This window comes from Streptomyces cyaneus (assembly GCF_004028635.1).
In the GTDB taxonomy this organism is placed as follows: Bacteria; Actinomycetota; Actinomycetes; order Streptomycetales; family Streptomycetaceae; genus Streptomyces; species Streptomyces cyaneus.
Genome location: NZ_ML138680.1, coordinates 92080 through 112393 on the forward strand (window position 1 = coordinate 92080; position 20314 = coordinate 112393).

The 20314-nt window shown below is 66.5% G+C and carries 20 protein-coding genes and 6 pseudogenes; 12 read left to right on the plus strand and 14 right to left on the minus strand.

What is annotated here, in order from left to right; translation table 11 throughout:
* Window positions 1-53: 53 nt before the first annotated feature.
* Together EHO50_RS44860 and EHO50_RS08920 are read right to left on the minus strand one after the other, a co-directional pair.
* Window positions 54-521 carry a hypothetical protein gene (locus EHO50_RS44860; RefSeq protein WP_246101079.1) on the minus strand — a complete coding sequence of 156 codons (468 nt, stop codon included), beginning with the start codon at window positions 519-521 and terminating at the stop codon, window positions 54-56.
* A gap of 65 nt (window positions 522-586) precedes the next feature.
* Window positions 587-829, minus strand: a pseudogene (locus EHO50_RS08920) (transposase); the annotation flags it as partial.
* A 47-nt stretch (window positions 830-876) separates the two neighbouring features.
* Between EHO50_RS08920 and EHO50_RS43940 the strand changes: the two are divergent.
* Both EHO50_RS43940 and EHO50_RS08925 read left to right on the plus strand, forming a co-directional pair.
* Complete coding sequence (locus tag EHO50_RS43940) at window positions 877-1038, plus strand: hypothetical protein (protein ID WP_164904797.1); 162 nt, start codon at window positions 877-879, stop codon at window positions 1036-1038.
* Between the two features lie 223 nt (window positions 1039-1261).
* The gene (locus EHO50_RS08925; RefSeq protein ID WP_128429340.1) at window positions 1262-1483 is read left to right on the plus strand and encodes a hypothetical protein; all 222 of its coding nucleotides are present in this window, start codon (window positions 1262-1264) and stop codon (window positions 1481-1483) included.
* A 61-nt stretch (window positions 1484-1544) separates the two neighbouring features.
* On the opposite strand, the gene EHO50_RS08930 is transcribed toward EHO50_RS08925, so the two are convergent.
* A complete protein-coding gene (locus tag EHO50_RS08930; RefSeq protein ID WP_128429341.1) occupies window positions 1545-2150 on the minus strand; it encodes a hypothetical protein in 606 nt (201 codons plus the stop codon).
* A 118-nt stretch (window positions 2151-2268) separates the two neighbouring features.
* On the opposite strand from EHO50_RS08930, the pseudogene EHO50_RS08935 reads away from it, so the two are divergent.
* Window positions 2269-2574, plus strand: a pseudogene (locus EHO50_RS08935) (Tn3 family transposase); the annotation flags it as partial.
* 31 nt (window positions 2575-2605) lie between these two features.
* On the opposite strand, the gene EHO50_RS08940 reads toward EHO50_RS08935, so the two are convergent.
* The gene (locus EHO50_RS08940) at window positions 2606-2989 is read right to left on the minus strand and encodes a DoxX family protein (RefSeq protein ID WP_128429411.1); all 384 of its coding nucleotides are present in this window, start codon (window positions 2987-2989) and stop codon (window positions 2606-2608) included.
* A gap of 171 nt (window positions 2990-3160) precedes the next feature.
* Here EHO50_RS08940 and EHO50_RS08945 point away from each other — a divergent pair, with 171 nt between their 5' ends.
* Both EHO50_RS08945 and EHO50_RS08950 read left to right on the plus strand, forming a co-directional pair.
* Complete coding sequence (locus EHO50_RS08945; protein WP_128429342.1) at window positions 3161-3634, plus strand: carboxymuconolactone decarboxylase family protein; 474 nt, start codon at window positions 3161-3163, stop codon at window positions 3632-3634.
* 179 nt (window positions 3635-3813) lie between these two features.
* Window positions 3814-4737: an RNA polymerase sigma-70 factor gene (locus EHO50_RS08950; protein WP_128429343.1), complete on the plus strand. Its 924-nt coding sequence runs from the start codon at window positions 3814-3816 to the stop codon at window positions 4735-4737.
* A gap of 455 nt (window positions 4738-5192) precedes the next feature.
* Here EHO50_RS08950 and EHO50_RS08955 read toward each other — a convergent pair whose 3' ends face one another.
* Entirely contained in the window at window positions 5193-6593 is a 1401-nt protein-coding gene (locus EHO50_RS08955; RefSeq protein WP_128429344.1) for a hypothetical protein, read from the minus strand.
* Window positions 6594-6869: 276 nt separating this feature from the next.
* Between EHO50_RS08955 and EHO50_RS08960 the strand changes: the two genes are divergently transcribed.
* Window positions 6870-8267 carry a hypothetical protein gene (locus tag EHO50_RS08960; RefSeq protein WP_128429345.1) on the plus strand — a complete coding sequence of 466 codons (1398 nt, stop codon included), beginning with the start codon at window positions 6870-6872 and terminating at the stop codon, window positions 8265-8267.
* A gap of 38 nt (window positions 8268-8305) precedes the next feature.
* Here EHO50_RS08960 and EHO50_RS08965 read toward each other — a convergent pair whose 3' ends face one another.
* Both EHO50_RS08965 and EHO50_RS08970 read right to left on the minus strand, forming a co-directional pair.
* Window positions 8306-9289, minus strand: coding sequence for an NADPH:quinone reductase (locus tag EHO50_RS08965; RefSeq protein WP_128429346.1), 984 nt, complete (start codon window positions 9287-9289; stop codon window positions 8306-8308).
* Between the two features lie 20 nt (window positions 9290-9309).
* Window positions 9310-9888: a PadR family transcriptional regulator gene (locus EHO50_RS08970; protein ID WP_128429347.1), complete on the minus strand. Its 579-nt coding sequence runs from the start codon at window positions 9886-9888 to the stop codon at window positions 9310-9312.
* A 124-nt stretch (window positions 9889-10012) separates the two neighbouring features.
* On the opposite strand from EHO50_RS08970, the gene EHO50_RS08975 reads away from it, so the two are divergent.
* Complete coding sequence (locus EHO50_RS08975; protein WP_246101081.1) at window positions 10013-10405, plus strand: ester cyclase; 393 nt, start codon at window positions 10013-10015, stop codon at window positions 10403-10405.
* A gap of 320 nt (window positions 10406-10725) precedes the next feature.
* Window positions 10726-11298 (plus strand): LexA family protein, encoded by a 573-nt coding sequence (locus EHO50_RS44865; RefSeq protein WP_246101082.1) that lies wholly within the window; start codon window positions 10726-10728, stop codon window positions 11296-11298.
* Between the two features lie 62 nt (window positions 11299-11360).
* On the opposite strand, the gene EHO50_RS08985 is transcribed toward EHO50_RS44865, so the two are convergent.
* Complete coding sequence (locus tag EHO50_RS08985) at window positions 11361-12122, minus strand: AbiV family abortive infection protein (protein WP_164904798.1); 762 nt, start codon at window positions 12120-12122, stop codon at window positions 11361-11363.
* Between the two features lie 203 nt (window positions 12123-12325).
* A complete protein-coding gene (locus tag EHO50_RS45575; RefSeq protein ID WP_281288174.1) occupies window positions 12326-12457 on the minus strand; it encodes a hypothetical protein in 132 nt (43 codons plus the stop codon).
* Between the two features lie 220 nt (window positions 12458-12677).
* Here EHO50_RS45575 and EHO50_RS46240 point away from each other — a divergent pair.
* Window positions 12678-12902 (plus strand): annotated as a pseudogene (locus EHO50_RS46240) (competence protein CoiA family protein); the annotation flags it as partial.
* Window positions 12903-13413: 511 nt separating this feature from the next.
* On the opposite strand, the pseudogene EHO50_RS08990 reads toward EHO50_RS46240, so the two are convergent.
* Both EHO50_RS08990 and EHO50_RS44870 read right to left on the minus strand, forming a co-directional pair.
* A pseudogene (locus EHO50_RS08990) lies at window positions 13414-13560 on the minus strand (excisionase family DNA-binding protein); the annotation flags it as partial.
* Window positions 13559-13765: pseudogene (locus EHO50_RS44870) on the minus strand (hypothetical protein); the annotation flags it as partial. The pseudogenes EHO50_RS08990 and EHO50_RS44870, both read right to left, overlap by 2 nt.
* Before the next feature lie 976 nt (window positions 13766-14741).
* Between EHO50_RS44870 and gntD the strand changes: the two are divergent.
* The 3 genes from gntD (at window position 14742) to EHO50_RS09015 (ending at window position 17914) form a co-directional block, all read left to right on the plus strand.
* Entirely contained in the window at window positions 14742-15767 is a 1026-nt protein-coding gene (gene gntD, locus EHO50_RS09005) for a guanitoxin biosynthesis L-enduracididine beta-hydroxylase GntD (RefSeq protein ID WP_128429351.1), read from the plus strand.
* A gap of 37 nt (window positions 15768-15804) precedes the next feature.
* Complete coding sequence (locus EHO50_RS09010) at window positions 15805-16722, plus strand: dimethylarginine dimethylaminohydrolase family protein (protein WP_128429352.1); 918 nt, start codon at window positions 15805-15807, stop codon at window positions 16720-16722.
* A 223-nt stretch (window positions 16723-16945) separates the two neighbouring features.
* A complete protein-coding gene (locus EHO50_RS09015; RefSeq protein ID WP_128429353.1) occupies window positions 16946-17914 on the plus strand; it encodes a transcriptional regulator in 969 nt (322 codons plus the stop codon).
* 40 nt (window positions 17915-17954) lie between these two features.
* Here EHO50_RS09015 and EHO50_RS09020 read toward each other — a convergent pair.
* The 3 genes and pseudogenes from EHO50_RS09020 to EHO50_RS09030 form a co-directional block, all read right to left on the minus strand.
* Window positions 17955-18146, minus strand: a pseudogene (locus EHO50_RS09020) (CorA family divalent cation transporter); the annotation flags it as partial.
* Window positions 18147-18429: 283 nt separating this feature from the next.
* The gene (locus tag EHO50_RS09025; protein ID WP_128429355.1) at window positions 18430-19443 is read right to left on the minus strand and encodes a VOC family protein; all 1014 of its coding nucleotides are present in this window, start codon (window positions 19441-19443) and stop codon (window positions 18430-18432) included.
* Window positions 19440-20312: an alpha/beta fold hydrolase gene (locus EHO50_RS09030; RefSeq protein ID WP_128429356.1), complete on the minus strand. Its 873-nt coding sequence runs from the start codon at window positions 20310-20312 to the stop codon at window positions 19440-19442. Before EHO50_RS09030 ends, EHO50_RS09025 begins: the two co-directional genes overlap by 4 nt.
* Window positions 20313-20314: the final 2 nt, after the last annotated feature.

Consider the following 20314-nt stretch of genomic DNA (forward strand, 5'->3'; position numbering starts at 1 on the left):
TGAGAAACACGTCCGATGGGGCGGCCGGCCGGTTACGACTGCTGCTTGAGCAATCACACCTGCTCCTGAAACACCCTGATCTCGGTCGGCGTGAGCGTCCTGATCGTCGTCCAAGCTGACAGCTCGGTCAGTTCTCGGGCCCATTCTTCGAGATCATCACCAGCACCGTGGAAGAACCACGAGTCGAAGCTTCCCAGGGCTTCCAGGGCAGGTTCGGATCCGTATCGGACCTCGCAGTGGACCTGCACGTAATGATCGTGATCACCATCGGCGTCGAAGACTTCGAACTGCCGTGTCAGGTCGACCATGAACGTCGGAGAACCGTCGAACGAGTAGGTTCCGTACTGGAAAAGAAGGCCGTCACCATCAGGCGCTCCGGAGATGTCGAACAGCCGTCGGCCGAAGCGGAGGAAAGCCTGCCAGACGTCTTCCGTGCCAAGGTCGGCGAGCGCGCGCTGCCCCGCCTCCAGCTCGCCTTCAAGTAGCCCCACGGCTTCATCGACGGACGGCCTCCGCGTCATCCCCGCCCTCCCTGATCGCAGCGGCTCAGCCTACTCAACCCGGCAAACCTTCCCGGTCACAGCACTAGCAGGTGGGCGATGCGCGGAGCGTCGTATCCCGCGTCAAGCACAACCAGGACCCTCGGGTCACCCGGCCGCCACTGGCCGGCGGCGACCAGCCGCTCGACGACCTCGCGGATCTGAACCGTGGTCACGGCGGCGACATCGGCGCCGGGCTCCAGGCGGACCGCGTCCAGCACCGCCGTCCAGGACGTGCGGCCGGTCTCCAGTGCGGCCACCACCGAGTACGGCCACCCGGGCACCCACCTTCACCCGCCCGAAGGCGCCGTTCCGCAACCCGCTCGCTCTGGAGGGCGTGTACGGCCTGATGAGCAAGGACGGCTACACCTGCAACCGCCGACTCAACAAGCGCGGTACCCACAACCTCAACGAGTGGAGCGGCCCCGACCACGTCGGAACCCACCCCGACGACGACTTCACGATGCCGTTCAGCGACGACGACCTGCTGCTGGCCTAACCGCCCGCCCCGCCTGGCCCTCCGTCCTGCCGAACGGCGTCGTCGACATGGTCGCCGACAACATCAGCCTGTGGAGCACCACCCCCGGAGTCGACGTCCCCGACTGGCTGATGAGCCTGATCGAGAAGTACGCCCCGAGCTCCTGGTAGCCCCCGCCCGAACCCCCGGCCACGCGCCGGGGGTTCGCCGTTCCACCGCCCAACTCGACCTGGGTCAAGGAGACATGAGCATGGAACTGGCCTCATCCACCATCATCGGCGTCATCGGCGTGCTGGGGATCCTGGTCGGCTTCCGCCGGCAGGAGCGGTCCACCGTGCGCCGCAACCGGCACGTCCAGCAAGCACAGCAGCGCGCGGAGCTGCGCGCCGCGATCGTCCGCTCTGATCCACGTTGTAGACGTGGCGATGTTCGCGAGTGCCGCGAACACCCGGCGAACGCGTCCTAGCCGGGATCGATCGCACGGACCCGCATCATCCCGACCAGCCCACCGCGTACCAGTGTGATCGTCACCTGCGCATCGAATGGGAGAGGTCCCCCTGTTGCAGTTCGCACACGAGGCTCACGGCCAGCATGAGTGCCGTCAGCGCGTTCGCTTTGCTGTACTGGGCGGATCCGGCGGCGTGAGCAGTGGCGTGACGGTTGAAGGCGGTGGGAATCGGATGGCTGTCGTGGAAGTCCTCGCAAGCCTTCACGAACCGTGCGAAAACGCAGGCCTGACGGAACTGCAGCAAGGTGGAGTCGTCCAGATCGATCTTGGGGAGCTTCTTGGCCACGTCCTTGTACTTGAAGAAGCCAGCCGTCTTCAAGGCCGGTTCGGCACGCCATACGCCCCGGTAGACCGTGCCCCAGACAGACGCGGCGAGCGCTTGAGCCCCCGCCAACATGCTGGTGTCAACCATGGTCAGGCAATCGTCAAGCAAGGTTGCCTGCTGACGGAGGTCCGGTTGACTGACGGCGCTGAGAGCCTCTCGGCACGAGGCCACGATCTCCTCGGTGTCCGCCTCCAGCACTTCAGCGCGAGCTTGTGCATCAGGCGCGGCCAGAAGATGGCGGATGACGGGAGGGGACGGCACCCAGGCGAGCGGTGTGCCCTCTTCCAGGACCGGCGGCATCGCGGTGTAGTCGAGGGATTCGCCTAGCCAGTTGCTCGGAACGACTCGTTGGATGACGCGCTGCCCAGTCGATCTGCGGAGCTATGAAGGAGAGATCCGGCAGGCTGTCCCGGATCAGAAGGGCACCATCCACCAGGCATACCGGGACGGGATGGAAGATCAGTTGGGCTCGCTGGGTCTCGTTTTGAATGCGGTCGTTCTCTGGACGACTCGCTACATCGAAGCCGCGGTCGCCCAGCTCCGGGCGGAGGGCCACGAGATCCGCGACGAGGACGTCGCCCGGCTCTTACCGCTCAAGCACAAGAATCTGAACGTCCTGGGCCGGTACAACTTCACCGCCTCCCAGCCGGTCAGCGGGCTGCGGCCCCTGCGTGACCCGGACGCCGTCGACCTCGACGATGACGACGACGGCAAGGAGGAGTAAGCCGGGCCTGGACGGCACTCGACCCCGGTGGTCAGCTGGTGAAGGGCATGGGACCGAAACGGCCCCATGCGACGAAGGCAGCCAGGGCGAGGTAGATCAGGTCGCCGGCGATCGTGGCCTTCTCGCCACGGCGCAGACGCATGGTGACCGCGCAGGCAAACAGCACAACAAGTCCGGTGGCGGCCAGCGGCACCAGCACCGGCGCGATGTCGAGCACCGCGGGCAGAATCAGGCCTACCGCAGCCAGCAGCTCGACGGCGCCGATGGCCTTGAGAGCGCCGGGGCTGAACTCCAGGACCCACTGTGCAGAGGAGCCCATCGCGGCCAGCTTCTCCTGCGGCACGAACATCTTGGAGCTGCCCACCAGGCAGACAGCGGCGAGCACCCCAGCGATGATCCACAGCGCGACGTTCATCATCAACTCCCTGATCGAGGACTTCCGCACCCGAGACGAGGCAGCGACTCGGCCTGTGACATGCCCGGACCCAGACAGTGGAGAGACGTGGGTCACACCGTGCCGTGTCACAGGAGTGAGGGCCGCCTCGTCTCGGGTGTGAAGGCATCGACGAACGTGGAGGAGCACACGATGGACGCGCGATTGAACTACTTCGCCAACCCGACCGCCGGCAAGGCGCTCAAGTACTTCATGTCGGCTGGCCGGGAGCTGAAGGAATTGCCGCTGTCGGCCACGACGCAGGAGTTGGTGGCGCTGCGCGTGAGCCAGATCAACGGCTGCGCGGTCTGCATCGACATGCACACCAAGGAAGCCGCCGCGGCCGGCGAGAGCCCGGTGCGGCTGAACTTGATCGCGGCTTGGCGGGAAGCAACGGTCTTCACCGAGGCTGAACGCGCCGCGCTCGCATTGGCGGAGCAGGGGACCCGGGTCGCGGACGCGGCCACCGGGGTCAGCGACGAGGTGTGGGCGCGTGCCGCCCAGCACTATGACGAGGAGCAGCTCACGGCCCTCGTGCTGCTGGTCTCGTTCATGAACACGGTGAACCGGCTGAACATCATCACCCAGCAGCCGGCCGGCGATTACCAGGTCGGACAGTTCCACTGAACCGCCACCGCACCCCTGGCCCGGGTCAGGCCTGCCGGGGCCGGGACGGCATGCTCAAGGCCATCAGGTCGTCCGCGGGCGCGGGCGTTGTCCGCTCCGCTCACACATCGGATGATCTTCGAAAGATGCCTCGTCGGCGCGGGTCCGGCCGGGCACTCAGACCGCAAGGGGGAGTCGGCGTGAGCAAGGTCGAGGAGTTCGAGGAGCTGCGGCCGCTGCTGTTCTCGATCGCGTACCGGATCCTGGGCAGCGTGGGCGAGGCGGAGGACGCGGTGCAGGAAACCTGGCTCCGCTACGACGCCTCGACCACCCGGCCCGTGTCGGCCAAGGCGTTCTTGTCGGCCACGGTGACCCGGATTGCCATCGACGTGCTGCGCTCCGCCCGGGTGCGACGGGAGGAGTACGTCGGACCGTGGCTCCCCGAGCCGCTGTTGGACGATCCGTACGAGGACCCGGCCCGCGCGGCGGAGCTGGCCGACTCGGTGTCAATGGCGGCGCTGCTGCTCCTGGAGCGGCTCAGCCCGCTGGAGCGGTCAGTGTTCGTGCTGCGGGAGGTCTTCGCCTTCGGCTTCGACGAGATCGCCGCGGCCGTGGGACGCTCGGAGGCGGCGTGCCGACAGCTGCTCGTACGGGCACGCCGCCACATGCACGAGGGGCGGCCCCGGTTCGAAGCGGACCGGCAGGAGCGGCAGGAGCTGGCGAGGCGGTTCTTCGAGGCACTGGCGCAGGGAGACGTGGACGGACTGCAGAGTCTGCTGTCGGCCGAAGTCCAGCTCGTCGGGGACGGCGGTGGCAAGGCCCCGCAGCTGGCCAGGGCCGTCGCCGGCGCCGAGAACGTGGCCAGGCTGCTCGCCACCGTCTACCCGCTGATGGCACAGGTCGACATCACGTTCGAACCGCACGAGGTCAACGGCCAGCCGGGCGCGCTCTTCCGCGATCGCGACGGCAAGGTCCTCCACATCCTCGCCCTCGACGTGCTCGACGGGCAGATCCAGACCATCCGCTCGGTCATCAACCCCGACAAGCTCGGCCACCTCGGCCCGGTCGCCGACGCCTGGGCCGTTGATCAGGAAGTGAAGCAGACCCGCAAGCAGACGCAGTGACCTCCCAACCAGCCTGATAGAGCAGGATCGGACGTTCAGAGCAGTCGCAGGCCGATACGGGGTCGGAATAGGGACGGCCCGGGAAGCCGGTGTTGCTGTCAGAAGTTTTGACAGGCGGTGATCCAGACCGTGTCGCGTGGGGGCCCCATCAGCCGGTGGAGGCCGGTCGGGCGCCCCGGCAGGCTAGCTGAAGGAGGTGCTGGAGTGTCAGTTCTGGTCGCTAGCCTGGCTGTTGGCGCTTGAGAAGGCGCTGGTTTCCCGTCCGGGACCGCGATGGCCTACTCAGGGTCCACGATGCGACAATGTGTCGGTGCTGTTGGCCGCGGCGCCGGCGCCGACTGCGCGACCGCCACGGCCGCGATCACCGGTACGAGCGGGAACGACAACATCACCGGCACCCCGAACAATGCCGTGATCTTCGCCCTGGGCGAGGACGGCACAGGGGTGGAATCTCATCAAAGTAACCCGAATGGGTTCGTGCGGTCCTTCCAACTCGGCTTTCGCACCTTGTATTTTTGAGCGACGGCTTCTTCGAGTGTTGTCGGCACACGCGTCCGGAATGGCCTCACATTCATCGAATGGTCGGGCGGGATCTCGATCTCGCCTTGGAACGCCTTGGCGAGGTCCTCGGCCGTCCACGGGACGCTCTTCCACTCGCCTAGGTACAGCTGATACTCCTTGCGTGGCGGCAACTGCGCCTTGAGACGCTCGACGAGCAGCTCGGTGACTTTGGTGGAGTCGTGTTCCGTCCGAAATCGAGCGTTGCCGTAGGTCGGCAGCAGCCGGTTCACCGCGGCGAGGACCATCCTGTTGATGTGGTTGTTCTGCTGCGATTCCCAGCTGTCCCGCCAGAGGTTGGTCGGCAGCGGGGCCTGGGTGGCCACCCAGTCACGCAAGTTGACGAAGTCGGGGTCGTTCACTTCGTCGCAGACGATGTCCGCCGCGAGCGAGGCCACCAGATACTCGAAGACCAGCCAGCCTCGCGTGAGGTAATCCGGCGAGGAGAGGATGACGACCTTGGTGATCAGTTCAGCCATGGAATCGAGGATCTGTTTGAATTGCGCCTCCTCTGCCTCCGTCCGCGGCAGCTGCGGGAATGACGCGTAGTCGTAAACGATCCAGCAGTCCTTCAGGGCGCGAAGCCGCTGCAGTTGCTGCCCGGTTGGGTCCGGATGCTCGTCCGTCTCCCAGCGGTGTGAGACGAAGAGCACCGGATGCCCGAAGCGGCTCGTCTCGACTTCAGCCAGCTCGCTCCGCTGCTCCTCGGTCGCCGCTTCCCACTCCTGCGTGATGCGTTCGATTGCTTCCTTGTGAGCGACGCGGGATGGGCCGACGAAGCGGACAGCGGTCAGGCGTCGGCCCCACCCCGCCCGGACCAGCACCGAGTCCCCGCTGGAGGACATCGACACCGTCCCATCGTCGCTCTCGAGCCATGTGCCCGGGATCCGCTCATGCTTGAGCCTCAAACGCACCGGTTGCCGCAGGAGCGACCTCGGCACATCCACGTACTCGGTGTGGTAGCTGACGACCTGGTCTGAGTCGAGATCGGCGAGCTTCCGACGGACCTTCAGTAGCGGCGCCACCCGTTTGCGGACTTTGCGCAGAGCCTCGGCGCCGACGCGGTAGTCCCCGTACGTCAGGGTATCGATGTCCTGATACCGCGGAAATACGGTCCATGTCTGAAGGTCATCGGCATGGACGAGCTTCACGCAATCCCACTTCTGCGGCCCGTGCTGTCCTCGGCGCAGCAGCTTGCTCAACCCCATGCCGGCGAGCGCGAGCAGCGGGGCGACGCCGAGCATCGGTGGCAGATTGAGGAGTGACTCCCAGTCATCGTCCTCATCATCCAGCGACATCGCGCCTCCTTTCTGCGTGACCTCCGGTGTATGTGAGCGATCAGCGGAACTCGCCGTATCAGCTCGATGTCTCTTCAGGCGTTGCTGGCGCTCGTGGATTGCGCGCAGTACCGAGCGCCATCGAAGGCGTCATGAACGTCAGGGCCGGCGAACACGAATGGGGTGACAGTGGGGTCGTACAGGCCGATGTTGGGACCGGTGATCTTGGCGTGGAGTCGGTCGTCGTCGGTGGTCTCGAACCGGACGTTCTTGTGCCAATACCCTCGTGTTGAGGCGATGGCACATTCGAACGTCACCCCCAACGCGGCATGGGACTGCATCATCGGCGGCACGGAGGGCCATGCACCGTGCGCCTCGTGCAACCGACAGCGCATCCTGATCGGTCAGACGGCCGAGGGAACCCTCCTGTGCAAGGCGTACTCGTTCCCCGACGAACCGGTCGAGCGTTGTTCAGCCTGCGATGAGCCGGCGGACCTCTACTCCGGCCGCCGCTGCCCCCGCTGCACCCTGGCCGCCCGCGTGACCGATCTGCTCTCCGCGGACGCAAGCGTGGCCCAGCCACTCCAACCCCTCGCCGCGGTACTGACCGGAGCGGACAACCCCTACCGCGTCCTGCCGTGGCTGCGCCGAAGCCCTACCGCCCATCTGCTGGGACGCTTGGCACTCGATCCCGAAGCGCTGAACCACAAATCCCTGGACACGCTGCCGCAGCGGGCTGCCACCGCCTACGTGCGTGGGCTACTCGTCACCGCCGGCATCCTGCCGCCACGCGATGAGAATCTCGCCCTCCTCACCAACTGGGTCGAACGGACCGTGGCCGAACTGCCAGCGCGGCACGCCAACCTCATCCGTCCGTTCGCCGAGTGGCACATCATCCGCGACGCCCGCCGACGCTCATCCCGCGGCCGTTACACCTACGCCGCACACAAGGGTGACTGCGGCAACGTCCTCGCCGCCATGAACTTCCTGAACTGGCTCGGCACCCAGCACCTGAGTCTCTCCCAGCTCCAGCAGCGGCATCTGGACACCTGGGCGATCGAGCGGCCAACCCTGCGCTCCCGTTCCATCCCCTTCCTCCGCTGGAGCACTGCACGACGTCTCTGCCCGCCCGATCTGGTCATCGAGCGCTCAGCCGCCCAACTCCCGGGCCACTTCCAGGCCGAGGAGGAGCACCGAAAAGAGCTGCTGCGCTGCTTCAACGACACGGCGTTGCCCCTGGAGGTCCGCGTCGCGGCTGCTCTCGTCCGCCTCTACGCCCTCCCCCTGACCCGCATCGTCGAACTCACCGACGACCACATTCGCCGCGACCAGGGGCATACCTACCTGACGGTCAACCACCACCCCTTCGTGCTCCCGCCCAAGCTCGCCCGCCTCATCGACGATCAGCGGCAGTACAGCCCCCGGCACAGCAACGCGGCCGGATGCAGATACCTCTTGCCCGGTCACAGCCCTGGACGCCCGCGCAACCCTCTCGGCCTCGCCGACACCTTGAGACGCCACGGTCTGCCCGCCCGCGCTGCACGGAACACCGCCATGACGGACGCCCTGGTAGCCCTGCCGCCCATGGTCATCGCCGACCTGCTCGGCATCCACCCCAAGACAGCCGAACGCTGGGCCACCCTCGCCGGCGGGAACTGGTCCGATTACTTGGCAGCGCGACGGGCCGACCCGTAGGGCTAGGCAGTTGAGCAGGGCAGTGTTCCGAGTCTGCCTTATTGGGGGATGGTGAGCAGGATGCGGCCGTGGCCACCGCCGGCGTCGACGTGGTCGTGGGCCTTGGCGATGTCGTCCAGCGGGTGACGGTCGCCGACGTCGACGGTGAGGGCGCCGACGGCGGCTGCGGAGGTGAGGTCTCGGGCGGCCTGGCGCTTGGCCTCGGCGGGGAAGTCGTCGCTGCCGAGCAGCCGCAGGGTGACGTTGTTGAACAGCAGCGGCCAGAAGGGGATCTCGGTGCGGTCCGTGCGGGTGGCGTAGGCGGCGATGACGGCGTTGTTGGCGGCGATGGCGTTGTCGAGGTCGGCGTTGTCGGACAGCGCGACCTCGATGATCCGGTCGACGCCTCGCGGCGCGTACGAGCGGATGGCCGCGGCGGGGTCGCCGGTGTCCAGGGCGATGGCATGGGAGACGACGGCCGGGTCGACGAGGTCGAGGTCGGCGGTGCGGCGGACGGTGGCGATCACGGTGGCGCCGGCCCAGTGGGCGAGCTGGGCGGCCAGGGAGCCGACGCCGCCGAGAACGCCGTGGACCAGGATCAGTTGGCCGTCGACCGGGCCGTCGGCGAAGACGGTGCGGTGGGCGGTGATGCCGGGGATGCCGAGGCTCGCCCCCAGCTCGTCACTGAGGTGGTCGGGCAGGGGTGCGGCCTGGTGGTCGGGTACGAGGGTGTACTGGGCGGCGGTGCCGAAGGGGCGGTAGGACTGGGCGCCGTATACCCAGACCCGTTGTCCGACGCGGCGGGCGTCGACTTGGGCGCCCACGGCGTCGATGACTCCGACGGCGTCGCTGTGCGGGATCACTCGCGGGAAGGGCATGGACGAGCCGAGCCAGCCGCGCCGTTTCTTGGTGTCGCCGGGGTTGACGCCCGAGACGGTGACGCGGACGCGGACCTCGCCGGGGCCGGGGACGGGATCAGGGAGTTCGCCGACGTGCAGGACATCGGCGGCGGGGCCCTGTTCGTCGTACCAGGAAGCAAGCATGGGGGTACCTCCGTGGACAGTCAGCTCGCGGGAGCGGCGGGCGCATGCGGATCGCTGACGGTGCATGCGGTGTCGAATGCGGGCGGTTCCTCCCCGAGGGTCTCGCGCAGCCAGGTCCGTTCGGCGCGGCTGGTGGCGCGGGCGGTGAGCAGCATGCCCCGCCGGTAGGGGTCGGCGACCTCCTCGGCACGCAGGGGCCGCTCGTTGTCGTAGAAGAAGCTCGCCGGTTCTTCCAGGAACTCCAGCCGTCTGCGCAGCACCGCGTGCTGTTCGGCCACGTCGGGCAGGTGGGAGAGGAAGGCAAGGACGACGTAGAACCGGGTGAAGTCGGTGATCTCGTGGTCGGCGGGCTTGCGCAGACGCTGAAGCATTTCGGCCCGTCCGGCCGCGGTCGGGCTGAGCACATACCGGGCCGCCCCCGCAGCTGGGTCGGCGCGCCGCTCGATCAGGCCCGCCCTGGTCAGACGGTTGATCGCCGGATACAGGCTGCCGTCACTGACCGGCCGCGTATAGCCGGTCAGCTGTGAGACGCGGCGGCGCAGCTCGTGTCCAGGCAGGGGTCCCTCGGCGAGGAAGCCGAGTATCGCGAGTTCCAGCATGACCCTATCTTCGCATGCGAACATCGAATCGATGTAGACATCGATTCGATGTAAGCTCCCAGGTACCCACCCAACGTCTCTGGAGAGGCACAGCAAGATGCCATCGCAGTCCAGCGAGTCAGTGATGAACCGTTTCGTCGAGTTCATCAACACGGGCAACGAGGATCTCGCCCGCGAGGTCATTTCTCCGGACGCGGTGTTCCACGCGCCAAGCCACCCGGAACCACTGCGGGGGCCCGATGGGTACTTGGAAGTCCTCGGGATGATGCGCAGCGCCTTCCCGGACGTCCAGTGGACGCTGGAGGAGACGGTCACCGAAGGCGACACGGTGGCCGCGCGGTTCACCATGCGGGGAACCCACGACGGTGAATTCTTCGGGATCCCGGCGAGCGGCAACAAGATCTCGGTGCAGGCCATGAACTTCTACCACCTGGCCGACGGCCGGATCGTCGGCGAACGGGGCCAGCCCGATCTCCTCGGGGTGATGCAGCAGATCGGTGCCCTACCGGCGCCGTGAACCTCGTAGCGCCGGTGAGCTTTCTGCCGCGCGGGATTGCCGCTGCCAGGAGGGGGCCGTACGGCGCGGTGGCAGAGGGCGAAGGCCCGCACCGGAGCGCGGGCGGCCGGCGCGGGTTCACCACAAGAGGCCAGTCTTCTTCTTGCTCCGGCGTCTTCGCGCAGACAGCGACCCTTCGGCGAGAGCTTTACACCTTGTCACCGCTGACGTGACCGAGCCGGGTACGGAACTGCTCGCTCTACGGCGAATACTGCAACCCTCGAATACCGACAGTCCACCAGTGGGACGACCTGCCCGGCGACTTCGAGGCCACCCGCACCGTGCACTACGCGGCGATCCGCCAGCCCACGGACCCCGAGGCGTTCATCACAGACCTGAAGCGGCGGATGACCGAGGCCCTGGACCGGCTGTCCGGGGCGCTCGCAGACGGCTCGGCGGGCGGGGTGAAGGTCACCAACCGGCACGGAGAACCGTGGATCAAGGTTCCGAAACTGGAGAGGCTGGACGAGTCCACCGGCCTCCAGGCGCTCAAGGACGAGGTCATACGCCGCTGGGGCGTGCTCGATCTGCTGGACGTGCTGAAGAACGCCGACTTCCTCACCAGCTTCACCGACGAGTTCGCCTCGGTCGCCGCCTACGAGCGCATCGACCGCGCCGTCCTCCAGCGCCGCCTGCTGCTCGCTCCCTTCGCGCTGGGGACGAACATGGGGATCCGCGACATCGTGGCGACCGCCGAGCACGGCGAGACCCCCTCGATGCGGGAGATCGCCAGGAGCGTGGGCCTGTCGAGTACGGGATCAGTCGCGTACCAACTCGATCAGATGGCGCAGCTCGGCGCAATCGATCACGGCCCGGGGCGCGGACCCGGGAGGAGTATTGCTCTGCGCGGGTGACTGACGACGCCCAGCTCCAGGGCAGTTAGACCGGTTGGACCCAACAGGTCTGACCGTAGCTCCTAGCTGTTGCCGGGCAGCCGGTCCGTCCCGGCCGACAGCGCCGCACGGGTGTCGGCAGCGGCGACCTGCTCGGCGAGGACGGGGCCCAGGAACAGATCCGGCGGGGACACGTCGTCGCGGACCATGGCCCGCACCTGAGTGAGGAACTGCTCCGGGGCCGCCTCGACGTAGGCCCCGAGAGCGTCGAGGTCCACGCTGTCCTGCCACTGTCGCATGAAGTCCAGGAAGACGTCCGGCTCGGCGACGGCGTCCTCGGCCGGGCATGCCTCAGCGAGCGCGGCGGTAACGGCGGCGACCATCCACCGGGCATCACTCTCGCCGACGTCCTGGGGCTGCAGAAGCGCCCCGGTGTCGGTGTAGTCGACGTACAGACCGCGGAACTTCACGGCGTTCGTTCGGCGGGCGGCCGCGACCACATCGTCCACCAGCTGCTCGATGCTGGCCGGCACGTCGTCACCTGCCATCGCCATGACCAGGTGGGCGAACTCCGCCTTGGTCTGGTGGTGGGTGAACGCCTTCTCGAAGTCGGGGCGGAACTCCTCGCGCACGGCGGGAGGCATGGAGAGCGTCATCATGCACAGCGCGGCCTTGCCGACCTCTTCGAGGGCCAGCGCGGCGAACGAGAAAGACGCAGGCCACTGGTGTGCGTCCAGGACCGCCTGGGCGCTGGTGTGCAGGGCGCGCGCGTTCTTGAAGGCCGCGGCCGCGAGGTCGACGACCGTGCGCTCCATCAGGTGCGGGTCGAGGGGGAGCTTCGCCATCCGCCAACTGTCGCAGGCGGGAGCTGAGCTCAGCATCACCTTTGTCGTGCGCGGGAAGGCCCGGTTCTCGTATAGCTACGACAGACGGACCAGTGGCGAGAGTTACAGGCTGTCCGGGCCTGTCGGGGTAAATGCGTACACCTCACTGCGGAAACGGCCTCGGAGTCCTAGCCCAGACACCAGCCGCAAAGTAGCGGGGGTAATCAGGCGCTCGCCGCCCTGGCGGTCTGGTCGTCGTGTTCGCGCAGCATCCGCATGACGGTGGCGGGCGTGAGGAACTGCCGGTCCCGTGGGGCACGTTCCGGTTGCAGACCGACCAGGAGGGGGCACCCCATGGCGTTCCGTGCCGTACACGAGCAGTGGGGGACGGTCTTCGCTCATCTGCCGGATCCCGGCTGTGGGCGAGCGTGGGCGGACGTCTGGCAGGTGAGGCCGTCCGCGCACTTGGTATGTGCCGAATGCCGGCACCGGGTCCGGGCGAAGGTCTCGCCGACCGGGTTGCGATTCTTCGCCCATGCCCCGGGCGCTCCGGAATGTGCGACCGCCGGAGAGTCGATGGCTCATCACCTACTCAAGCTGGAACTTGCGACGGCGGCCCGAGCCACGGGCGCGCACTGCGAGATGGAGGCGCGCGGTCCCGAGGGCGTGTGGCCGGCGGACGTCATGGCGAGCGACCCGGGCGGGACCTGGCGGGTAGCTCTGGAGGCACAGTTGTCGCCTATCACGCCGGACGCCATCGCGGCCCGCACGGAGCGGATGCGTGTGAACGACGTTCGGTCGGTGTGGTTCAGCGACCGGCTGCGGCCGCCGTGGCTGGGGCTGGTCCCCTCAGTGCGCCTGGTGACCGACGAGGGCGGCAGCCTAGTCGTAGCGGAGGGCTTGGCGCGGTTCGCGGGGGGTTTTGGGGAGGCAGGCCCGCAGGTGCCGCTGGCGGAGTTCCTAGGGTGGGTGTTCGCAGATCGCGCCGTTCCTTACCGCCGGATCGTGCAGCGCACGTTGTACCAGCTGGAACCGTTGTTCACGGTCTGGACAGCCCCACGGTATGTCCGAGCGGAGGCGGCCTACCGGGAGGAACGGGACCACCGGGAACAGGAACGGTGGGAGGCAGAACGGCATCAGGCCGCCCCACCCCCCCGTTCCGCAGCAGGAGCAACCGGACCCCTTCAGGCCGGCCCTCGAGTAGTCCGGCTACCCGCGACCTACTTTGCGGCTGGTGTCTGGGCTAGGACTCCGAGGCCGAAACGCGTCGGTTGTCCGTCGTCGCCAGCAGTCTGGGGCAGCCCAAGTGTGGTCACAGGCCGTCGACGTTGGCGGCTTCCCAGCTTTCACGCAGAAATGCGTAGACGGCTTGTTCGGGCACACGGAAGGAGCGGCCGACCCGGATGGCCGGTAGGTGCCTGCTGTGGATCAGGTTGTAGACCGTCATCTTGGTGACGCGGCTTCCGCTGTGACACCCCGCCGATCACTTCGGCGGGCGCATCCGCCTCGGCCAATGCCTCCAGATACTGCTCCAGGCCGATCACCCGGCGCCTGAGTACTTCTTCCGCGTCCGCCAGAGCCGCCCGCACCCGTTCCAGCTCGGCTTCGAGTTCCCCCACACCCACCGCCGCGGCCTTCCGCCGCGCTTCCAACACCGCCCGCATCGACGGCATCCGCCACCCCCCACGACATCTCGGCCAGCAACAAGCCAAGACTCCCGCAACAGCGGCTATCCCATATCTGACCAGCGAGAACCACACACGAGGTTCGGAAAGAGAACGACCTCTGACAACGGCAACGCAATGAACGGAGCTGCCGGTGGGTGATCAGACAGCAGGCGAGCTTGAGGGAGGCTTCGTGCGTCGTGCACGACTTCCTCGCCGCCACGGCACACCAGGCCGGAGATAAGGGGGCACAACCAGTGGGGCTGCCGGGGCCGTCGAGCTCACAGTGGCGGAGGTTCGGCGACTCCTGGCAGCTTGTTGTCCCCGACCCCCGCAGCTGCGCGGACACCGAGCACGACACCACGCGCTGAGCTGGTCGAACTGGCGCCGCCGACGTCAAGCAGTCGCCCGCCGGTGTCACTACTAGTGCAGCAGGACTCCGGACGTGCAGGGCGGTCTCATGGAGACCGCCCCTCGAACGTGCGACAACGCCGCAAAGACTCGGCTCCGGGACACCCGCCGCCTGCGATTGCCCCCGTTCTCCGCAGCCGCTCAGCCCGTCACCACCAGCCGACGCAGGATTCTCCGCCGCACCCAGCACTAGGCCTGGACCGGCCAGATCATCGCCGCTCCCGAACGGCTCACGCACCCGCCCACCCCCAGCTGCCCCCCGACGCGACAACCAGGCCATCAACTCCGCAAAGCGAAAGGGCCCACCGACTCCGCCGACGGACCCTCACGAAAGATCGACGATATAGCAACGCCTCCACTGTTGTCGACAACCAGGAATCCAACAGGCATCCAGCAGGCAATATTCCGTCCCTAAAGTGCCGGGCATTCATCCTTGTTCTCGGCAGGCGCCGCCGGAAAACTCGGCAATGCGCCCTCGAGTGCGCTTCCGTTGAGCGTCTACGTGCTATTGAGGCCCGCAGGTCTGTCAGGCAAGCGGCGATCACACCCTTCTCGGAGGACCGCAATGACCGCTACATCTCAATCCACCGAGCTCGTCTACTTTGACGTAAATCCGGTTGATCTGCAGACGATCGAGAACGTCCTGGCCAGCGCAAGCGCTGAATACCTTCACGCACAAGTGCCAGAATTTCTACTCGATGCGCCGCGGATAGCCGCCGGCCTGCCCGATGACCTTACGCGTTTCGTGCGAACGTTCCGGCTAAATGAAACAGCGGCGGCTGTCGTTGTGCGTGGATTTCAGGTGGATGATTCTAGAATCGGGCCGACGCCGCCGCACTGGTCGAAACAGGCGGATCCCGCCTCGACGCGGCGTGAGGAGTTCTTCCTTACGTTGGTGGCTTCACTGTTGGGTGATCCATTCGGCTGGTCGACGCTGCAGCGCGGCAACCTGGTGCAAAACGTCGTTCCAATCTATGGAGAGGAGCGCCAGCAAAGTGGCCATGGTAGCGCCGACCAGTTGGAGTGGCACACCGAGGATGGTTTCCATCCGTACCGCTGCGACTATTTGGGTCTGATGGGCATGCGCAATCACGGTGAGGTGCCCACCACGTATGCAAGTGTCGCCAAGCTGGAACTGCCCGAGGAGGTTATGCAGGTTCTGTCCGAGCCGCGATTCTTGATCCGGCCCGATGACGAACATGTACGTAACGCCCGGGCGGACCTCATGCATCCACGCTCCACCATCGTGCAGGCCGCTGATGCGCCGGTCCCCACGGCGGTCCTCTTCGGTGGAGTCGATCGTCCCTACCTGCGTATCGATCCGTATTTCATGTCAGCGGTCCCGGGAGACAGCCTGGCGGAGGATGCTCTGGAACTGGCGACTCAGAAGCTCGAAGCAGGTCTTCAGGACATCGTAGTGCGCGCTGGAGAGATCCTTTTCATCGATAATTTCCGGGCTGTGCATGGCCGTCGCTCGTTCCGTGCCGCCTACGACGGCACCGACCGGTGGCTGAAGAAGATCGTGGTCAGCCGTGATCTGCGCAAGTCGCGCGAGATCCGTGTCGGCGCCGATTCGCGAGTCCTCCTCTGATAGCTCAGAATAGTTCATCGCCAAAAGAGAGCTGATTATGATTTCTGCTGGTCTTCCTACTGGTTCACTGAAATCGCAGAAGAAGTTCCTCCTGTGCAGCCCCGACCACTTCGATGTCACCTTCGAGATCAATCCGTGGATGTCGGCCGAGCGACGCCCCGATCGCAAGAAGAGTTGGCGTGAATGGGAGGGCCTCGTCGCAAACCTGCGGGCTGCCGGCGCCGAGGTCCATCACTTTCCCTCGCTGCCCGGACTGTCGGACATGGTGTTCCCGACGGATGTAGGGATTGTGGCGGGGGGATGTTTCGTCCGTGGTCGCTTCCGGCATCCTGAGCGCCGGGACGAGGCCGCGTTCGGTGCGACGTGGCTTCTGGAACACGGGTTTGCCGAGATTCCCTGGCCCGACGATCCTGATATGTACCTGGAGGGGGGAGACGTGGTCCGCTTCGGCGACGTGCTGCTGTGTGGCAACGGACCACGCACGTCACCCGCCGCGGCAATGCATCTGTCCCGCGTGTTCGACAAACAGGTGGTGACGGTCCCGATCGTCGACCCGCGCTTCTATCACCTCGACATGTCCTTCTGCCCGCTCGACGACCGTCGAGCAATCTATGCGCCCGACGTCTGGGATCAGGAGGGGCGGCGGGTCATCGAGAGCCTGGTGCCAGAGCCGCTGGTCATCAGTATTGACGAAGCGCTGTCCTTTTGCGCCAACTCCGTAGTGGTCGGAAACACTGTGGTGATGCCCTCTTGCCCGCCGCGAGTCAGGTCGGCGCTCTTGGACTGGGGATTCACCGTATGCATCTCTCCCGTCGACGAATTCATTAAGGCTGGCGGCGGAATTCGTTGTATGGCGCTCGATCTCAACCTGATCGCCAGGCCGGGGCATGTGAGCCTTGATCCACCGAGTGACGATCGACCTGTGGGCGGAGAATTGGGGAGCGGCGCCCGCTGACTCGCGACGATGGGAGTTCATCAGCGTTGTCCGGCGAAACGCACTTCGCGGGACAGCACTTCGAGGAAGTAGCGTCGCGCCGGCGCCGGCCCCAAAGAAGTCTGGTCCGACAGGACATGGTTCGAGGTCGGTCGCATCGGCTGGTTGAGCGATTCGTGTCTGCTGTGGTTGTTACACGTCAAAAATTTTGGGTTCAGTGATTTGAAGCCCGGGAGGATCCCGCATGTCGGTTCTCTTTCAGAATCAGGAGACCGTCTTTCAGGTCGAAATAGGAGTTCTGCGGCCGGCCGACTCGCCACGTTTCGCCATCGACCTCGAACATGTGAAGCGCCTTGCTGAGAACGAGGCGGAACTCCCGCCGATTCTGGTGCACCGGGAGACCATGCGTGTGGTGGACGGCATGCATCGGGTGCATGCGATGATCCTGCGTAACCAGCGCACGCTCGCCGCGCAGTGGTTCGAGGGCGACGAGAGGGACGCTTTCACGCATGCGGTGGAAGCCAATGCTCGCCATGGACTGCCTCTCTCCCGTGAGGAGCGCAGAGAGGCAGTGTTACGCATCCTCCAGTATCATCCGGAATGGTCAGACCGGAGCATCGCCAAGCTGAGCGGGCTGAGCGCCAAGTACGTCGCAGCAATGCGGAGGCAGGCCGGTGATGAAGGCACGCAACCGGTGCGTATCGGAATCGACGGGCGGGCTCGCCCGTCGAGCACAGCGGCGGGACGCCTGACGGCAGCCGAGGTCATCAGACAGAATCCGAACGCATCGCTGCGGGAGATCGCCCGACAGTCAGGGATTTCCACGGGCACAGCCCGTGATGTCCGGAGGCGCCTCGCCAACGGTCAGGAACCGGTCCCGGAAAAACATCGGACAGGTTCTAGGCCGGAACCCACCAGCATTTCGTCTGCTGTGCCCAATCAGTCGGCGCCCGACCTGGCGCGGCGCGTCATTCTGCTGGACCGGCTCTGTAAGGATCCGTCACTCCGACTGACCGAAAACGGTCGATTCATTCTACGGCAACTGCGTAAACAGTTGTACGACGTTAGAGACTGGAAGCGTCTCGCTTACACCGTTCCAAAGCATGATAGAAATGCCGTCGCAGAGATACTGTCCGGTTGTGCGGATGACCTCGTAGAGGTTGCGCAGGAGTTGCGCAGAATTGATAAGGCTGATGGTGTACGTGCGGGATGACGCGTAGTAGCCCCTGACCAGGACCCTTAGTAGTGGCCACTCAAATCCAGTCCCGCCGCTTGAAGATCACGTACAAACTCGTACACACAACCCCCATCAGGGCGATCGCAAAGGGATATCCGAGCACACAGTGCAACTCCGGCATGTGCTTGAAGTTCATCCCGTAGATCGTCCCGACCAGCATCGGCGCGAACAGAATGGCCGCCCAGGACGAGATCTTCTTGAAGTTGTCTACCCGGTGGCTCTGACCTGCGACGATGCGAGCTTGGGCGCCTATGGCCTGCGCAGATGAGTCTTTCGGCGTTTCTCAGGATCGTGCCGCGTTGCGCGGTCGGTTCTCCCCACACGCTCCCCAGGACCGTCGAGACTCTGCCGTGTTCCTGCGGACACCGACATCGGACCTCACCCGTCATGCCTCGCCCAAAGCCGGCCCGCATCTCCCCCGACGACGCGGCACGGACGATTCTGCGGGCCGGCCGGTCCGGTGGGGGAGGCCGGTCCGGCCGGCCCGGCGATCAGTCATCGGGGATTCCGGGGCCGCTGAGGGCGGGGACGGTCTTCTCGGGGTGGGCGAGGGAGCGGGCCCCGAGGCGGAACTGGTCGAGCTTGTCGACGATGGTCTGGCCGACGGGCGTGTGGCCCCAGATGCTGATGCCCCGGTGGGTGGTGGGCTGCCACGTGGTCTCGTCGATGACGACGGGGTTCCAGCCGACCTCCCACTCGAAGCCCGAGGGAGTGCGGGCGTAGTAGGAGAGTTCCTTGTCGTTGGTGTGCTGGCCGACGGACAGGGCCATGTCGAAGCCGAGTTCGTGCACCCGCTGGTAGCTGCGGGCCACGTCGTCGAGGGTGGCGGCCTGGATGTTGAGGTGCTGGATGCGGGTGCGGACCGGGTCGATCGGCAGGCCGCGGACGGCGGCGATGGCGATGGAGTGGTGGCGTTCGTTGACCCGCAGGAAGCGGATCTTGAGTTTGACGCCGCTGATGGTCTCGTCGATGTAGTCGGTCAGGCGGGCGTCGAAGACGGTGTTGAAGTAGCCGCGGATCTGCGCCGGCCTGGCGGACGTGACCGCGATGTGGCCCATGCCGGAGTCGCCGGTGACGAAGCCGGAGGCGAGCATCCGCAGGGGCTCCGCCGACTTCACCGGGCTCGTGTAGATCTCCTGGGTGATGCCCTTGGGGCCGGGGAAACGCAGCAGGCGTTCGACGCCGCGTAGCGCCGCTTCGTCGGGCGTGCCCTCGGTGACGGGGACGCCATGGACGCGGATGCGGGCCTCGATCCGTTCGAAGGTGGCGTGATCGTCGATGTGCCAGCCGGTGGCGACGACGTCCTCGGCCGGGCCGCGCTGCAGCAGGAAGCGGCATTCCTGGTCGTCGAGGCGGAAGCGCATCAGGCCGGTGTCGAGGTCGTCGTGGTGCATGCCGATGGCGTCGGTGCCGAAGCGGCGCCAGTCGGTGAAGCGGTCGGTCTCGATGACGATGTAGCCGAGGTGGACCGCGCCGAAGACGGACGGAGCGTGCGGCGTGTTCATCGCCGGCCCGCCAGGAAGTCGGCGCACAGGCGGTTGAAGAGGTCGGCGCGTTCGAACTGCACCCAGTGGCCGGTGTTGGCCACCAGATACAGGTCGCAGTCGGGCATGCGCTCGGCCAGCAGGCGCCCGCCGCTGGGCCGGTTGACCTTGTCGGCGGCGCCCCACAGCACCAGCGTGGGCACGGGGAAGCGGGCCAGGCGCTGGTCGCGGGTGAAGTCCATCTTCCACAGCGTGCGCAGCGCGTTCGGGCCGGACGGACGGCGCAGCGGCGGGGTGGCGACAACTTCCGGGTCGATGCTGTCCCGGTAGCGCGCGTCGATCACGGAGTCCGGGACCTCGGCGGCGTTGAAGACGAGGTAGGTGCGGATGAACTTCTCCAGCTTCAGCCGCGAAGGACCGTCCCCGGAGTAATAGTTGAGCAGGCTGTTGAGGCCGGGCGTGGGCAGGGCACGGGTGGTGCCGATGCCGCCGGGGCCCATGAGGACCATCCGCTCCACGCGCTCGGGCGTGTCCAGTGCCAGCCGCAGGGCACAGGCGCCGCCGTACGAGTTGCCGACCATGTGGGCGCGGTCCAGGCCGAGTCGGTCCAGCACGCCGCGGATGCCGTCGGCGAGGTAGCCGAAGGGATCGGCGCCGTCCACGCCCTTGCTGCTGCGCCCGTAGCCGGGCAGGTCGGGCACGATGACCCGGTACTCCTTCGCCAGCGCGGCGATGTTGCGGGCGTAGTTGGAGACGCCGGACGCACCGGGGCCGCCGCCGTGCAGCAGCAGGACCGGCGGGCCGTCCCCCGTCTCGGCGACGAAGATCTTCTTCCCGGCGGAGTCGAGCAGGTACTCCTGCATCGGCGGCAGTTCGGTCTGTGTGGTCATCG

What these genes read in the sequence shown, in the direction of transcription:
- EHO50_RS08930 (WP_128429341.1), bottom strand. Translation starts at nt 2,150, where the DNA reads ATGCCGCCGGTCCTGGAAGAGGGCACACCGCTCGCCTGGGTGCCGTCC.
- EHO50_RS45575 (WP_281288174.1), bottom strand. Translation starts at nt 12,457, where the DNA reads ATGGGGTGCCCCCTCCTGGTCGGTCTGCAACCGGAACGTGCCCCACGG.
- EHO50_RS08925 (WP_128429340.1), top strand. Translation starts at nt 1,262, where the DNA reads ATGAGCATGGAACTGGCCTCATCCACCATCATCGGCGTCATCGGCGTG.
- EHO50_RS08960 (WP_128429345.1), top strand. Translation starts at nt 6,870, where the DNA reads ATGGCACATTCGAACGTCACCCCCAACGCGGCATGGGACTGCATCATC.
- EHO50_RS09030 (WP_128429356.1), bottom strand. Translation starts at nt 20,312, where the DNA reads ATGACCACACAGACCGAACTGCCGCCGATGCAGGAGTACCTGCTCGAC.
- EHO50_RS08975 (WP_246101081.1), top strand. Translation starts at nt 10,013, where the DNA reads ATGAACCGTTTCGTCGAGTTCATCAACACGGGCAACGAGGATCTCGCC.
- EHO50_RS08955 (WP_128429344.1), bottom strand. Translation starts at nt 6,593, where the DNA reads ATGTCGCTGGATGATGAGGACGATGACTGGGAGTCACTCCTCAATCTG.
- EHO50_RS09010 (WP_128429352.1), top strand. Translation starts at nt 15,805, where the DNA reads ATGATTTCTGCTGGTCTTCCTACTGGTTCACTGAAATCGCAGAAGAAG.
- EHO50_RS08940 (WP_128429411.1), bottom strand. Translation starts at nt 2,989, where the DNA reads ATGAACGTCGCGCTGTGGATCATCGCTGGGGTGCTCGCCGCTGTCTGC.
- EHO50_RS44860 (WP_246101079.1), bottom strand. Translation starts at nt 521, where the DNA reads ATGACGCGGAGGCCGTCCGTCGATGAAGCCGTGGGGCTACTTGAAGGC.
- EHO50_RS09025 (WP_128429355.1), bottom strand. Translation starts at nt 19,443, where the DNA reads ATGAACACGCCGCACGCTCCGTCCGTCTTCGGCGCGGTCCACCTCGGC.
- EHO50_RS08945 (WP_128429342.1), top strand. Translation starts at nt 3,161, where the DNA reads ATGGACGCGCGATTGAACTACTTCGCCAACCCGACCGCCGGCAAGGCG.
- EHO50_RS08970 (WP_128429347.1), bottom strand. Translation starts at nt 9,888, where the DNA reads ATGCTGGAACTCGCGATACTCGGCTTCCTCGCCGAGGGACCCCTGCCT.
- EHO50_RS08965 (WP_128429346.1), bottom strand. Translation starts at nt 9,289, where the DNA reads ATGCTTGCTTCCTGGTACGACGAACAGGGCCCCGCCGCCGATGTCCTG.
- gntD (WP_128429351.1), top strand. Translation starts at nt 14,742, where the DNA reads ATGACCGCTACATCTCAATCCACCGAGCTCGTCTACTTTGACGTAAAT.
- EHO50_RS08985 (WP_164904798.1), bottom strand. Translation starts at nt 12,122, where the DNA reads ATGGCGAAGCTCCCCCTCGACCCGCACCTGATGGAGCGCACGGTCGTC.
- EHO50_RS09015 (WP_128429353.1), top strand. Translation starts at nt 16,946, where the DNA reads ATGTCGGTTCTCTTTCAGAATCAGGAGACCGTCTTTCAGGTCGAAATA.